The following is a 13,133-nucleotide window of genomic DNA, read 5'->3' as shown; positions in this document are numbered from 1 at the left end:
TGCGTCATGCATGCTTGCTTGGATTCCCGCCTCTGCGGGAATGACGTACTTATGCCACCGCGAAACTTACCGCCAGCATGATCAGGCCGATGAAGATCGCCACCCCGATCAGACCGGCGACGATCACGTGGACCGGGTTCAGGCTGGCCGCATCGTTCTCGTAATCGGCGCGCTTGCGCACGCCGAAGAACGACCACAGCACAGCCTTCATGCTGGCCAGAAAACTCCCCTTGCGCTGATGGGGCTTATCCGTTTGCATCGCCTTCTTTCGGCGCGGCGGCGGCCTTGAACGCCCCGCCAATTTCAAAGAATGTGTACGACAGCGTGATGTTCTTCACTTCGCGCGGCAACTTGGGATCGATGAAGAACACCACCGGCATCTGGCGCGCTTCGTTCGGGGCCAGCGTCTGCTCGCGGAAGCAGAAGCACTCGACCTTCATGAAGTGCGGCGTGGCCGACTGCGGCGCATAGCTCGGAATCGCCTGCGCTTTCACTGCCCTGCCCTGCGTGTTGACGACCTCGTACATGACGGTGGCCAGTTCGCCCGGATGCACGTCGATGCTGCGCGTGGTTGGCCGGAACCGCCACGGGCCCTGCGAATTACCGTCGAGCTCGATCGTGATCGTGCGCGACTTGTCGACCTGACTGTTGGTCGGCGCCGCGACAAACCCATCCTGCTGCGTGAGCACGTTGATGCCCAGCACTTCGCAAATCTGCCGGTACACGGGCACCAGCGCATAGCCGAAGCCGAACATCGCCACGGCCACCACCACCAGCTTGCCGAAGGTGCGGCGGTTCAGGCGCAGCAGTTTGACGCCGGTGGCCATATCAGCTCAGGAGCGTGAACTTGACGAACACGCTGATGAAGAAGAACAGCGCCAGGCCGGCCAGCCACAGCGCGGTTCTCAGGTTATTGGGTTTGCGTGGCGCGGTCATCGGATTGTCCTTACTTCACCAGCGGTGGCGTCTCGAACGTGTGGAACGGCGCCGGGCTCGGCACGGTCCACTCCAGGCCTTCGGCGCCTTCCCATGGTTTCGCAGGCGCCTTGGCACCGCCGCGGATCGTCGGCAGCACGACTGCAAACAGGAAGTACACCTGGCTGAAGCCGAAGCCGAACGCGCCGATCGAGACGATCATGTTGAAGTCAGTGAACTGCACGGCGTAATCGGCATAACGGCGCGGCATGCCGGCCAGGCCCAGGAAGTGCATCGGGAAGAACGTGACGTTGAACGTGATGAGCGACAGCCAGAAGTGCATCTTGCCGCGCGCTTCCGGGTACATGTGCCCGGTCCACTTCGGCGCCCAGTAATAGAAGCCCGCGAACAGTGCGAACAGCGAGCCGGCCACCAGCACGTAGTGGAAGTGAGCCACGACGTAATAGGTGTCGTGCACCTGGATGTCGATTGGGGTCACCGCCAGGATCAGGCCCGTGAAGCCGCCGATCGTGAACACGAAAATGAAGCCGACCGCAAACAGCATCGGCGTCTCGAACGTCATCGAGCCCTTCCACATCGTGGCGACCCAGTTGAAGATTTTGACGCCGGTCGGCACGGCAATCAGCATCGTCGCGTACATGAAGAACAATTGCGACGTCACCGGCATGCCGGTCGTGAACATGTGGTGGGCCCAGACGACGAACGACAGGATCGCAATCGACGCCGTCGCGTAGACCATCGAGGCGTAGCCAAACAACGGTTTGCGGGCAAACGCCGGAATGATCTGCGAGACGATGCCGAATGCCGGCAGGATCATGATGTAGACCTCGGGGTGGCCGAAGAACCAGAAGATGTGCTGGTACATCACCGGATCGCCACCGCCGGCGGCGTTGAAGAACGAGGTGCCGAAGTGGCGGTCGGTCAGCGTCATCGTGATCGCGCCGGCCAGCACCGGCATCACGGCGATGAGCAGGTAGGCGGTGATCAGCCAGGTCCAGCAGAACATCGGCATCTTCATCAGCGTCATGCCGGGTGCGCGCATGTTCAGGATGGTGACGATGATGTTGATCGAGCCCATGATCGACGATGCGCCCATGATGTGCATCGCAAAGATCGCCATGTCCATGCCCAGGCCCATCTGCGTCGACAGCGGCGCGTACAGCGTCCAGCCGGCGGCGGTCGCCCCGCCCGGCACCAGGAACGACGTGGCCAGCAGGATCGCCGCCGGTGGCAGCAGCCAGAACGAGAAGTTGTTCATGCGCGCAAACGCCATGTCGGATGCGCCGACCTGCAGCGGCAGCATCCAGTTGGCAAAGCCGACGAAGGCCGGCATGATCGCGCCGAACACCATGATCAGCCCGTGCATGGTCGTGAGCTGGTTGAAGAATTCGGGGCGTACGAACTGCAGGCCGGGCTGGAACAGCTCGGCCCGGATCATCAGCGCCAGCACGCCGCCCGAGAGCAGCATGATGAACGAAAACCACAGGTACAGGCTGCCGATGTCCTTGTGGTTGGTGGCATACACCCAGCGCCGCCAGCCGTGCGGATGGTCGTGGTGTTCGTCGTGTGCGTGGCCGTGCTCATTACCGTGCTCATTGCCGTGACCTGGTGCGTGGTCGATCGTCGTGGTGCTCATGGCGTTACCCCTGCTCGTTACGTGCGTTGGTGGCGGACATTATTTGCGGGCGGCCAGGACTTCGGCCGGCTGGACGATATTTTCCGCAGCCTTGTTCGACCAGGAATTGCGGGTATAGGTGATCACGGCGGCGATCTCGGTGTCGGACAATTGTGGCCAGGCCGGCATCGCGGTGGGGAACTTGCCACTCTTCTGGCCGTGCAGCAGGATGTCGATCTGGTGCGCCTTGCTGCCCAGGACATTTGGCGAGCCGTCCAGCGCCGCGAACGCCGCCGGGATGCCCTTGCCATTGACCTGGTGGCAGGCCACGCAGTTGGCGGTGTAGACGGCTTCGCCACGGGTTTTGAGTTCGTCGATGGTCCAGACCTTGGTGGGATCGTCGGCCAGCGCCGCCATCTCTTTCTTCTTGCCGGCGACCCAGGCCGTGTAGTCGGCATCGGACACGACGCGCACGACGATCGGCATGAATGCGTGGTCCTTGCCGCACAGCTCGACGCAGTTGCCGCGGTACACGCCGATCTGCTCGGCCTTGAACCAGCCGTCGCGCACGAAGCCGGGTATCGCATCCTGTTTGATGGCGAACGCCGGTACGGTCCAGGCGTGGATCACGTCGTTGGCCGTGAAGACCATGCGGATCTTCTTGTTGACCGGCACGACCATCTCGTTATCGACTTCGAGCAGGTAGTTCTCGGTACGGGCCTCAGTGGGGGCGACGCCGGGCTCACCGATCTGCGAGCGTGGCGTGGACAGGTTCGACAGGAACGAGATGCCCTCGCCCTCGCCTTTCAGGTAGTCGTAGCCCCATTTCCACTGCATGCCAGTGGCCTTGATGGTCAGGTCGGCATTGGAGGTGTCTTTCAGCGCCACGACGGTCTTGGTGGCCGGCAGCGCCATCCCGATGACGATCAGGAACGGCACGATCGTCCAGGCGATCTCGACGGCGGTGGATTCGTGGAAGGTGGCCGGTTTGTGGCCCAGGGATTTGCGGTGCTTGAAGACCGAGTAGAACATGACGCCGAACACGGCGACGAAGATCACCAGGCAGACGATCATCATCCAGATGTGCAAGCCGTAGATGTCGGCGCCGACGGCAGTGACCGGGGCCTGCATATTGAGCTGGTGCTCCTGAGGCCGGCCCGTCAGTTGCTGCGCCCAAGCCGGCACAGAACCAGCGGCGGCGCCGAGTACGGCACAGCCGTACAGCACGGCCCGAAGTCGCGTTGCATATGTCATGTATGTCCCCAACCACCCAAAAAATAAGAATTATTTTTAAACGGTCAGCCATTCCACGAACGAACGACGCCGCTCCGTGCTGGCCGCAGAACACCGATGCCGTGCCGGGGCATCTCTGCGGCTGCTGCAATTCTTTTTCTGTTTCTGTTTTGACTCTGTTTCGCGGCTTGCGATGCCGCTTTTTCAAGCGATTCTATCGGCTAGACGTGAAAAATAGCAATTGATTATATCTAAAGCACTAATTTTTATTCAAGGAATATCGGGGACCCCGCCAATCTGCCCGTGCGCGGCGACGACGTTACGGCTTGCGTGGCTGGAAGCGGACGATCGATTCACCAGCTGCCGTCTGGCGCGGCGCCGGGCGAAACGCGTGGCCGTAGATCACTTCGAAGGTCAGGCCCAGCTTGCCATCGGGGAGGCGCTGCGCCTCGAGCGCAGCGAGCACACGCTGCCAGGCCGCACGGCCAATCAAGCCGCGCCGGCGCGATTCGAGCGGATTGCCGCCCAGCGCGCGTACGTCGCGCAGCAGCGCCTGCGGCGTGTCGTAGGTGACCGTGATGCGCTCCATGTCCATGACCGGTGTCGAAAAGCCCGCCTCGACCAGCTGATCGCCGAAATCGTGCATGTCGACAAATGGCAACGTGTGCGGATAAGCATCCAGCGCCGCAAATGCCGTGCGCAGTTCGGTGAACGTGTCGGGACCGAAGCTGGAAAACATCAGCAAGCCCTCGACGCGCAGCACGCGGCGCCATTCGGCAAACACGCGGTCGGGCAACGGATGCCAGTGCAACGCCAGGTTCGACCACAACAAATCGACCGAGTTCGGGCCAAGCGGCAGGTTGCCGTAGTCACCGCACAGGATGTCGACGCCCGCCTTGGCCGGCATCAACCGGCTCAATAACTGATTGAGCGAACCCGAGGCGCCCGGCTTTTTCGCCGCGCGCGCCATGGCGCCGGCGCCATCCAGGCCGACGATCTGCGCCGATGGATAGGTCTTTTGCAACAGGGCCAGGTCGCCCCCGGGGCCGCAGCCGGCGTCGAGCACTTGCTTGGGGATGATCTTCACCAGACTCAGGCGCTCGTGCATGCGCGCGGCGATTTCGCGGCGCAGGAAATCCGACGACGCAATGCGTTCGGGCCGCGCGAACAGGTTGCGCACACGCGACAGGTCAATGGGCGCGCTCAGCTTGGACGGGGATTGAGGAGATGCCATGGGATCGGATGCGTGATGAGATAATGTGGGCAGTTTAACCGTTTGTGGGACGCCGAGCCGATGCCGGACCTTCGCCCGCTGCCGATGCGCCTCGTGCACGCGCTGCTGGACGCACTCTTGCCCTCGTGCTGCGCACTCTGTGGCGGGCACGCGCGGGCGGCGGTGTGCGCCGCTTGCGAGCAGGCGTATGTAGCGCCGACGCCGCGCTGCCCCTGCTGCGCCAATCCCACCGGCGCGCTGGACAGCACACGGCATTGCGGCGCCTGTCTGGCGCAGGCGCCGCCCTTCGATGCCACTTGGGCGGCCTGCGACTACGCGGCGCCGCTCGATAGCCTGGTGCTGCAGCTGAAGTTTGGCGCGCAACTGGCGCTGGCGCCGTGGATGGCGCGCGTGCTGCATGCGGCCATCGGGTCCGAGGCACGGGCGTTGCCCGACGTGTTGTGTCCGGTGCCGCTGGGCCCGGCCCGCCTGATCGAGCGCGGCTACAACCAGGCGCTCGAAGTCGCGCGCCCGCTGGCCCGCGCGCTGGGCGTGCCGGTCGTCCCGCAACTGCTGCACCGGCTGCGCGAGACAGCGCCACAATCGGGCGCCGGACCGGGCGACCGGCGCAGGAACGTGCGGGACGCGTTTGGCGTGCCCAGCACGTTCGACGTACATGGCCGGCATGTGGGCGTGGTCGACGATGTCATGTCGAGCGGCCACACACTGGCAGAAATTGCCGCCGTATTGAAACGGGCGGGCGCTGCGCGCGTGACGAACATCGTCTTCGCGCGCACCCCGCCGCATGGATAAGCCTCATCATCAAGGAGAAGCACGTTGTTCCACGTCGTCCTGGTCGAACCAGAAATACCGCCGAATACCGGCAATGTGATCCGCCTGTGCGCCAACACCGGCGTGCAACTGCACCTGATCGAGCCGCTCGGCTTTCCGCTGGACGACGCCAAGATGCGCCGCGCCGGCCTCGATTACCACGACTACGCGACGATGAAGGTGCACAAGGACTGGGCCGCGTTCCTGGCGGACACCCAACCGGACCCGGCGCGCATGTTCGCCCTGACCACGCACGGCTCGGCGCCCTTCGCCGACGCCCACTTCCAGCCGGGCGACGTGTTCGTATTCGGCCCGGAATCGCGTGGCCTGCCCCCCGCCCTGCGCGAGACATTCCCACCCGCCCAGCGCATCCGCCTGCCGATGCGCCCCGATAACCGCAGCCTGAATCTGTCGAATACGGTGGCGGTCGTCGTCTACGAAGCCTGGCGCCAGAACGGCTACGCCGGCGGCGCCTGAACCGACACCACTTTCTAAACCGGCCGTCGTGTCAAAAGCCGGGTCAAAGCCGGGGTCAGGTCTGACATTCGGACACGGCCTCGACAGCTCGAAGAAAAAGCCGGGGTCAGGTCTGACATTCGGACACGGCCTCGACTGTTGAGAGGCACATATGAAAAGCTGGCCTCAAAACCGAGGCCATACCGATAATAAAAAGACGGGATTACAGTAGAGCTTGTGTCCGCATGTCAGACCTGACCCCGGCTTGTGCCAGCTTGTGCCACTCATTCGAATGCATCGAGCAGACCGGCGCGGGCGAGCAGGTCGATGGCTTCATCGACGCGGCGCGTAGCGGCGGTGTCGAGTTGCTCGCGGTCGTCGCCAACCAGGGCGCGCATCTGCTGCGGCACGATCACCAGGTCGATGAAACGCTGCGCGATGGCCGTGGCCGCTGCGATCTGATCTTGCGCCGGCCCCGCCAGCGCGGCAACGATGCTCGCCACGCCGCTGTCGCGTCCAGACTGGTCCACCATCCGCGACAATTCTGGTAGCCGCTGTGCAGTCGTCAAACAGACCCGCAGCAGCGCCACCGACTCTTCCGTGAGCGCCTGCTGCAGCAGATGCAGTCCCACCGCGCGCAAGCGTTCCCGTATCGACATGGCAGGCGCCAGGTCGGGCGCAGCCGGCGCCACGCCCTCTAGCGCGCGGTGCACGACGGCGCTGAACAACGCATCCTTGTTAGCGTAGCGTGCGTACAGCGTCGCCTTGCCGGCGCCCGCCATGGCAACGACCTGGTCGCAGCTCGTCGCATCGAAACCCGCGCGCAGGAACAGCGTTGTCGCTGCATCGAGGATGCGGCGGTCCACTTCACCGGCATGCTCGGCAGACGGCCGGCCACCCCGCTTGCGCGTGGCTGGCGCTTGTTCTGGCTCCGGCAGGTTGGATGTCACGCGCATGGCAACATAGTCATCATAATAAAATGAACTGAATGGTATAGTTCAGTTTCTGAATTCTCAATCAAAGGTGAAGCGATGGACATGCGTTTGAAATTTCTATCTGACAATATGAAGGCCATTGATTTTGGCATGCTCTCGACCCGCACCGAAGGCGGCGCCTTCGCCAGCCGGCCCATGAGCAACAACGGCGAGGTCGACTATCACGGGGACAGCTACTTTTTCACTTATGACCAGGCCCGTACCGTGGCCGACATCGAGGGCGACGCAGCGGTTGGCCTGACCTTTACCGGTGCTTCCGGCCCCCATGGGCAGCCACCGCTGTTCATCGCAGTGCAAGGCAATGCAGAACTGATTCGCGACAAGGCCATGTTCGCAGCGCACTGGACGGCAGGGCTCGATCATTGGTTCGAGCAAGGCGTCGACACGCCGGGATTGGTCATGATACGCGTTCGCGCCGTCCGAATCCACTACTGGAATGGCGCCGACCAGGGCGAGATCGTTCTGTAAAACCCGAACACGCACGGGTCACGCCGGCCCCTGCCCCATCACCGACTTGACAGGCCCGCCATGCACACTGCAATCGACGCATTTCCCATCCATATTCCAGACGCCGACCTGACCGACCTTGCCGACCGACTGGCGCGCACGCGCTGGCCCGATGCCGAGACCGTGAACGACACCTCGCAGGGCCCGCAACTGGCCCGCATCCGCGCATTGGTGGAACGGTGGCAGGACGGTTACGACTGGCGCAGCACGGAAGCCGCGCTCAACGAGTGGGGCAGCAGCCGCACCGTCATCGATGGACTGGGCATTCACTTCCTGCATATCCGCTCACCGGAACCGAACGCGACGCCGCTGCTGCTGACGCATGGCTGGCCGGGCTCGGTGCTGGAATTTCGCGAGCTGATCGGACCGCTGACGCAGCCACAGGCGCATGGCGGCCTCGCGTCCGATGCATTTCATCTGGTGATTCCGGCCCTGCCCGGCTTCGGCTTTTCCGATAAGCCACCCGAACCGGGTTGGGGCGTCGGCCGCACGGCGCAGGCCTTTGCGGAACTGATGCGCCGCCTCGGCTACGGCGAGCGCTGGGTGGCGCAAGGCGGCGATTGGGGCGCGGCCGTCACGAGTGCCCTGGCGCACATGCGCGTGCCGGGCCTGGCGGGCATCCACCTGAATATGGTGATGTTTCACCCGACCGAGCAGGAAATCGCCGACGCGACGCCAGAAGAGCAGCGCATGCTCGACGATGCCGCCCGCTACGAAAAGGACTATTCGGGCTACATGAAGCTCCAGTGCACGCGCCCGCAATCGGTCGCGTTTGCGCTGGCGGACTCACCGGTAGGCCTGGCCAGCTGGCTGTACGCGTTGTTCCAGGATGTGTCCGATACCGACGGCCAGCCGGAGCGCGCAATCGCGCCGGACCGCCTGATCGACGACGTGATGATGTACTGGCTGACCAATACCGGGCCCACCTCGGCGCGGTTTTACTGGGAAGCCGCGCGCGAGATGGCCAAGGGCATGCCCACCGCCCCGCTGCCCCTGCCAGCCGGCATCAGCATGTTTCCAGGCGAGCAGATGCGTCTGTCGGAGCGCTGGGCCGCATCGCGCTTCGCCGACCTGCGCTTCTTTGGCGAGGCCGAACGCGGTGGCCACTTCGCGGCGATGGAAAACCCGGCCACTCTCGTTGAGCATCTGCGCGCAACGTTCCGCACGATGCTCTGAACACCTTCAGCGCCGATGGCCGAACACGCCATCGGCAAACACCTGCGCATGAAAGCGCTCACCGATCAGCCGGTGCGTGGCAGCGTCCGGATGCAGCGCATCGGGCAGCGGCAGGTGCGCGTTGTCGTCGGCGCCATACAGCGCGCTGCCATCGAGATAATGGATGTGCGCATCGGTCGCTGCCCGCTGCGCCACGATCCTCTGCAACTGCTCGCGGATCACACCCAGCGTCAGCTTGCCCTGACGCCGCTCGGCGTCGTTGCCCATCGCCCGGAACAGCAGCCTGCCCTGCTCCATGGCCTTGCCATCGAACATGGTCGGTCCCGGCGTCGTTTCATGGATCGGGCACCAGGTCGGCGAGATCACCAGCAGCGGCGTAGTCCGGTGCCGTCCTTCGCGGATCGTGTCGAGAAAGCCGTGCACGGCCGGCCCGAACGCGCGCACGCGCATCAGGTCGGTGTTGACGAGGTTGATGCCGAGCTTCAGGCTGATCAGGTCCGCCGGCAGGTCGCGGATCGTGCGCGCCGTGAACGGGTCGAGCAAGGCATTGCCGCCAAAGCCCAGATTGAACAGGTCGACGTTGGCCAGGCTGGCGGCCACCGCAGGCCAGATGCCGGTCGGATGGGTCGCATTCGAGCCCTGGCTGATCGAACTGCCGTGATGGAGCCAGCGGCGCTGGCCGCCTTTCAATAGCGCCGACACCGGCGCATCCGCGCGCAGGCTCACTAGCTCGGTCGTCTCGTCGTGCGGCAGCCAGAGTTCGACGGTCTTGTCACCCGCCGGCAGGTCGGCAAAGCGCAGCCAGTGCGGTTCGCCCGGATGTACCCGCGTTGCGCCGCTGATCATGTCGATCTCGAGGAGCTTGCCGCCTGGCGCGCTCGCCTGCTGGAGCAGCTTCCCATCGACCACCAGATCAAAGATACCGTCGGGCCGCGGCGCCATCTTGCCGTAGCGGCGCTTGGTCGGCAGCACCAGCACCTCGACGACACGGGCCGTGGTCCGAAACGCCAGCCGTACGCCGGATGGCTGTGCGGCGGCCAGCGCCAGTTGCACATCCAGGTGCTGCGCGAGCGCCCAGGCCGGCAAACGCTGCGGCAGCAGGCCGGCATCGGTGCGTTGGAGCTCGACCGCCCCATGGATCAAGTCTGCGGGAATCGGCGAGAGCGTGTACATCGACGTGCCCGTCATCAGGCACCTGCCGCTTCGCCGGTCAGCACCGTCAAGCCCTCGACCAGGCGATCGAGTTCTTCCACCGTGGTCGTCAACGCCACCGTGGCGCGCACGAGGCTGGCGTCGCCCACCGGCCGCTCCACCGTGAACACGCCGAAGCGCTCCAGCAGCGCCGCCTGCACGTCACGCGCGCGCATGCCGTCGATCGTAAACGCCGCCAGCGCCGTGTCGCCCACCAGCGGGCTCATCAACTGCAGGCCCGGCAGGTCCGCCACGCGCTGCACCCAGTAATTCCTGAGCCACGCGAGCCGCGCGCCTTTTGCTGCCGAACCGCCCAGTTGCGCATGCACGTCGAGCGCCACCGGCGCAGCCATGATCGCGCTCATCGGCGGCATGCCGGCATGCAGGCGTCCCCGGATATCGTCCGCCGGATAATCGCGGTCGCCAAAATGCGGCTCGATCCGGTCCAGGCGCGAAGACCGGATATACGCGAAGCCCAGCCCCGGCGGCGCGCCGATCCACTTGTGCAGGTTGAAGCCGACGAAGTCGATGCCCATGGCCTGCACGTCGACGTCCAGCTGGCCCAGCGCATGGGCGCTGTCGACCAGCACGTCGACGCCGCGCGCCCGCGCCAGTGCAGCGATCTCGCGCACCGGCACCGACTGGCCATTGGCCGGAAACACCTGCGAGAGCAAAAGCAATTTCAGGCCCGGCGTATCGCGGATCGCCGTCGCATACTGTTCCAGCAGCGCGTCACCGGACAACGGCAGGCTCAAGTGCAGTTCCGTCGGCACCACGCCGCGCCGCCCTTGCAGCCACGCCATCGCATAGCGCATCGCCGGATAATCGAGGTTGCTCCACAGGACGCCGTCGCCAGGCGCCAGCCGGTGGTATTGCCCGATCAGCACCTGCATCGATTCGCTCGCGCTGCGCGTGAGCAGAATCTCGTGTGGTTCGGCATTGATCAGTTTGGCCAGCCGCGTGCACAGCACCGCGCCATACTCGAGGGCTTGCGCGCTGCGCAGGAACGGGCTCAGATGACGATTCAGATAGTCGACCGATTCGACCAGCGCCGCCTGCACCGGCTGCGCCATCGCGCCAAAGTAGCCGTGCTCGAGATTGACGATGCCGTCGGGCGCTGGCGGATACAGGCCGGCCAGTGCCGGCATCGCAGGTATTGCAAATGCGTTGGCCATGCCGGTCAGCCCCGGATCCGCGCCACCAGCTTGGTGGTCGAGCGGTCATGCTCGAAGTCGATCGCCACCGCGCGCCCGCCATAGGCCAGTACGGCCTGCCCTTCGGGAATCTGGTCCATCACGTAGTCGCCGCCCTTGGCATAGATGTCGGGCCGGCCTTCCTGGACCACTTCGAGCGCCGTCTGTTCGTCGAACTCGACCACCAGGCTGACCGATTCCAGTGAAGCCAGCACCGCCATGCGATCGGCCAGCGTGTTATGCGGGCGGTCGTCGCCCTTGCCCAGCCGCTTGACGGACGCATCCGTGTTGACTGCCACCACGAGCGAGGCGCCCAGCTCGCGCGCCTGCGCCAGATAGGTCACGTGGCCGCGGTGCAGGATGTCGAACACGCCGTTGGTCAGCACCACCGGCTTTGGCAGTGCGGCGATCCGCGCAGCCAGGTCGGCGCGCGTGCAGAGCTTGTTTTCAAATGAAGGCATGGGTATTCAGAGTCAATGTTTGGGCGGTTCGTCGTCGGTTTCTTCATCGAGCGCCATCGACAGTTCGGATGGCCGCGCGGCGCCGGTCGGCAGGCCCGGTTCCTTGCGCTCGCCCGACAGCTTGACCTGCAGGCGCAGGCCGTTGGCCGAGTCGGCATTGCGGATCGCTTCGTCGTAGCTGATGAAGCCCTTGTTGTACAGCTCGAACAAGGCCTGGTCGAACGTGCACATGCCCAGCTCGCGCGACTTGTGCATGATCTCCTTGATGCTCTGGAAGTTCCCTTTCAGGATCATCTCGGCAATCGTCGGCGTGTTGAGCAGGATTTCAATGGCGGCCTTGCGGCCCTTGCCGTCTTCGGTGCGCACCAGGCGCTGCGAGACGATCGCGCGCAGATTCGACGACAGGTCCATCAACAGCTGGTTGCGCCGTTCTTCGGGGAAGAAGTTGATGATCCGGTCCATCGTCTGGTTGGCATTGTTCGCGTGCAGCGTGCCCAGGCACAGGTGGCCCGTTTCGGCGAACGCGATCGCGTGCTCCATCGTTTCGGTGTCGCGGATCTCGCCGATCAGGATCACGTCCGGCGCCTGGCGCAGCGTGTTCTTCAGCGCGTTGTGCCACGACAGCGTGTCCACGCCCACTTCGCGGTGCGTGATCAGGCAGTTCTTGTTCTTGTGGACGTATTCGACCGGGTCTTCCACCGTGATGATGTGACCGGCCGAATTGTTGTTGCGGTAGTCGATCATCGCCGCCAGCGTTGTCGACTTGCCCGAGCCCGTGCCACCCACGACCAGCACCAGGCCGCGCTTGGTCATCACGACATCCTTGAGCACCTCGGGCAGGTCGAGCTTTTCAAAGTTGGGAATCTCGGACGAGATGGTGCGAACCACCATGCCGACGCTTTGCTGCTGCACGTAGACGTTCACGCGGAAGCGGCAGACGTTGGGCAGCGAGATCGCGAAATTGCACTCCATCTCTGTTTCGAACTCGGCGCGCTGGCGCTCGTTCATCAGCGAGACCGCGAGCGCGCGCGTGACTTCACCGCTCAGGCGCTGCTGGCTGAGGGCTTTCATGGCGCCCTGGTATTTCATGCTCGGCGGGAAATCAGCCGAGATGAAGAGATCGGAACCGCCCTGGTGATGCATCACCGTGAGCAGTTTATGGATATAGACCTGGGCTTCCGCCGGGCCAAACGTGGTGGACATGCGGGCCTTTCAGAAAAGATGCATAGGCGGAGCCTATCAAGAGATTATATCGACTATCATTCTCGCTACACCATTATTTCATGGCGCGCACCCTGCTGCCCCGCTCACCACGCGGCGCCGGCA

At 64.2% G+C, this 13,133-nt stretch carries 15 protein-coding genes; 4 read left to right on the top strand and 11 right to left on the bottom strand.

Annotation, left to right across the window (positions count from 1 at the left end):
• Positions 1-49 precede the first annotated feature (49 nt).
• From ACZ0AJ_RS01080 to ACZ0AJ_RS01055, 6 genes are all read right to left on the bottom strand, one after another.
• Positions 50-259, bottom strand: coding sequence for a DUF2970 domain-containing protein (locus ACZ0AJ_RS01080; protein ID WP_183557016.1), 210 nt, complete (start codon positions 257-259; stop codon positions 50-52).
• On the bottom strand, positions 246-827 hold the full coding sequence (locus ACZ0AJ_RS01075; RefSeq protein ID WP_183557014.1) for a cytochrome c oxidase assembly protein: 582 nt from the start codon (positions 825-827) through the stop codon (positions 246-248). The genes ACZ0AJ_RS01080 and ACZ0AJ_RS01075 overlap by 14 nt, the downstream gene beginning before the upstream one ends.
• Before the next feature lies 1 nt (position 828).
• Positions 829-936, bottom strand: coding sequence for a cytochrome oxidase small assembly protein (locus tag ACZ0AJ_RS01070; protein WP_332533005.1), 108 nt, complete (start codon positions 934-936; stop codon positions 829-831).
• A 10-nt stretch (positions 937-946) separates the two neighbouring features.
• Entirely contained in the window at positions 947-2,572 is a 1,626-nt protein-coding gene (ctaD, locus tag ACZ0AJ_RS01065; protein ID WP_183557012.1) for a cytochrome c oxidase subunit I, read from the bottom strand.
• A gap of 39 nt (positions 2,573-2,611) precedes the next feature.
• The gene (gene coxB, locus ACZ0AJ_RS01060) at positions 2,612-3,805 is read right to left on the bottom strand and encodes a cytochrome c oxidase subunit II (RefSeq protein WP_499453366.1); all 1,194 of its coding nucleotides are present in this window, start codon (positions 3,803-3,805) and stop codon (positions 2,612-2,614) included.
• A 298-nt stretch (positions 3,806-4,103) separates the two neighbouring features.
• The gene (locus ACZ0AJ_RS01055) at positions 4,104-5,018 is read right to left on the bottom strand and encodes a methyltransferase domain-containing protein (RefSeq protein WP_499453364.1); all 915 of its coding nucleotides are present in this window, start codon (positions 5,016-5,018) and stop codon (positions 4,104-4,106) included.
• 60 nt (positions 5,019-5,078) lie between these two features.
• Here ACZ0AJ_RS01055 and ACZ0AJ_RS01050 point away from each other — a divergent pair, with 60 nt between their 5' ends.
• On the top strand, positions 5,079-5,810 hold the full coding sequence (locus tag ACZ0AJ_RS01050) for a ComF family protein (protein ID WP_499453362.1): 732 nt from the start codon (positions 5,079-5,081) through the stop codon (positions 5,808-5,810).
• Between the two features lie 24 nt (positions 5,811-5,834).
• Positions 5,835-6,305 (top strand): tRNA (uridine(34)/cytosine(34)/5-carboxymethylaminomethyluridine(34)-2'-O)-methyltransferase TrmL, encoded by a 471-nt coding sequence (gene trmL, locus ACZ0AJ_RS01045; RefSeq protein WP_258836581.1) that lies wholly within the window; start codon positions 5,835-5,837, stop codon positions 6,303-6,305.
• A gap of 263 nt (positions 6,306-6,568) precedes the next feature.
• Here trmL and ACZ0AJ_RS01040 read toward each other — a convergent pair whose 3' ends face one another.
• Complete coding sequence (locus ACZ0AJ_RS01040) at positions 6,569-7,240, bottom strand: TetR/AcrR family transcriptional regulator (RefSeq protein WP_499453359.1); 672 nt, start codon at positions 7,238-7,240, stop codon at positions 6,569-6,571.
• Positions 7,241-7,315: 75 nt separating this feature from the next.
• Between ACZ0AJ_RS01040 and ACZ0AJ_RS01035 the strand changes: the two genes are divergently transcribed.
• A complete protein-coding gene (locus ACZ0AJ_RS01035; protein ID WP_499453357.1) occupies positions 7,316-7,747 on the top strand; it encodes a pyridoxamine 5'-phosphate oxidase family protein in 432 nt (143 codons plus the stop codon).
• 60 nt (positions 7,748-7,807) lie between these two features.
• The gene (locus tag ACZ0AJ_RS01030; protein WP_499453355.1) at positions 7,808-8,962 is read left to right on the top strand and encodes an epoxide hydrolase family protein; all 1,155 of its coding nucleotides are present in this window, start codon (positions 7,808-7,810) and stop codon (positions 8,960-8,962) included.
• Positions 8,963-8,968: 6 nt separating this feature from the next.
• Here the strand turns inward: ACZ0AJ_RS01030 and ACZ0AJ_RS01025 are convergent, their stop codons facing one another.
• The 4 genes from ACZ0AJ_RS01025 to ACZ0AJ_RS01010 are packed head-to-tail and all read right to left on the bottom strand — an operon-like array spanning position 8,969 to position 13,010.
• Positions 8,969-10,150 carry an SGNH/GDSL hydrolase family protein gene (locus tag ACZ0AJ_RS01025; protein WP_499453353.1) on the bottom strand — a complete coding sequence of 394 codons (1,182 nt, stop codon included), beginning with the start codon at positions 10,148-10,150 and terminating at the stop codon, positions 8,969-8,971.
• Positions 10,150-11,328: an aminotransferase class V-fold PLP-dependent enzyme gene (locus tag ACZ0AJ_RS01020; RefSeq protein ID WP_499453351.1), complete on the bottom strand. Its 1,179-nt coding sequence runs from the start codon at positions 11,326-11,328 to the stop codon at positions 10,150-10,152. The genes ACZ0AJ_RS01025 and ACZ0AJ_RS01020 overlap by 1 nt, the downstream gene beginning before the upstream one ends.
• Before the next feature lie 5 nt (positions 11,329-11,333).
• Positions 11,334-11,807 (bottom strand): D-glycero-beta-D-manno-heptose 1-phosphate adenylyltransferase, encoded by a 474-nt coding sequence (rfaE2, locus tag ACZ0AJ_RS01015; RefSeq protein WP_258836587.1) that lies wholly within the window; start codon positions 11,805-11,807, stop codon positions 11,334-11,336.
• 12 nt (positions 11,808-11,819) lie between these two features.
• Entirely contained in the window at positions 11,820-13,010 is a 1,191-nt protein-coding gene (locus tag ACZ0AJ_RS01010) for a PilT/PilU family type 4a pilus ATPase (protein WP_499453348.1), read from the bottom strand.
• Positions 13,011-13,133 lie beyond the last annotated feature (123 nt).

Source organism: Telluria sp. AC161, assembly GCF_979258535.1.
The sequence above is the reverse complement of the archived record's forward strand: the minus strand, read 5'-3'. Positions and strand labels throughout refer to the sequence as shown.

Bases quoted from the DNA above. Each gene is read 5' to 3' on its own strand.
- ACZ0AJ_RS01080 (WP_183557016.1), bottom strand. From the start codon at position 259: ATGCAAACGGATAAGCCCCATCAGCGCAAGGGGAGTTTTCTGGCCAGC.
- ACZ0AJ_RS01075 (WP_183557014.1), bottom strand. From the start codon at position 827: ATGGCCACCGGCGTCAAACTGCTGCGCCTGAACCGCCGCACCTTCGGC.
- ACZ0AJ_RS01070 (WP_332533005.1), bottom strand. From the start codon at position 936: ATGACCGCGCCACGCAAACCCAATAACCTGAGAACCGCGCTGTGGCTG.
- ctaD (WP_183557012.1), bottom strand. From the start codon at position 2,572: ATGAGCACCACGACGATCGACCACGCACCAGGTCACGGCAATGAGCAC.
- coxB (WP_499453366.1), bottom strand. From the start codon at position 3,805: ATGACATATGCAACGCGACTTCGGGCCGTGCTGTACGGCTGTGCCGTA.
- ACZ0AJ_RS01055 (WP_499453364.1), bottom strand. From the start codon at position 5,018: ATGGCATCTCCTCAATCCCCGTCCAAGCTGAGCGCGCCCATTGACCTG.
- ACZ0AJ_RS01050 (WP_499453362.1), top strand. From the start codon at position 5,079: ATGCCGGACCTTCGCCCGCTGCCGATGCGCCTCGTGCACGCGCTGCTG.
- ACZ0AJ_RS01040 (WP_499453359.1), bottom strand. From the start codon at position 7,240: ATGCGCGTGACATCCAACCTGCCGGAGCCAGAACAAGCGCCAGCCACG.
- ACZ0AJ_RS01035 (WP_499453357.1), top strand. From the start codon at position 7,316: ATGGACATGCGTTTGAAATTTCTATCTGACAATATGAAGGCCATTGAT.
- ACZ0AJ_RS01030 (WP_499453355.1), top strand. From the start codon at position 7,808: ATGCACACTGCAATCGACGCATTTCCCATCCATATTCCAGACGCCGAC.
- ACZ0AJ_RS01025 (WP_499453353.1), bottom strand. From the start codon at position 10,150: ATGACGGGCACGTCGATGTACACGCTCTCGCCGATTCCCGCAGACTTG.
- ACZ0AJ_RS01020 (WP_499453351.1), bottom strand. From the start codon at position 11,328: ATGGCCAACGCATTTGCAATACCTGCGATGCCGGCACTGGCCGGCCTG.
- rfaE2 (WP_258836587.1), bottom strand. From the start codon at position 11,807: ATGCCTTCATTTGAAAACAAGCTCTGCACGCGCGCCGACCTGGCTGCG.
- ACZ0AJ_RS01010 (WP_499453348.1), bottom strand. From the start codon at position 13,010: ATGTCCACCACGTTTGGCCCGGCGGAAGCCCAGGTCTATATCCATAAA.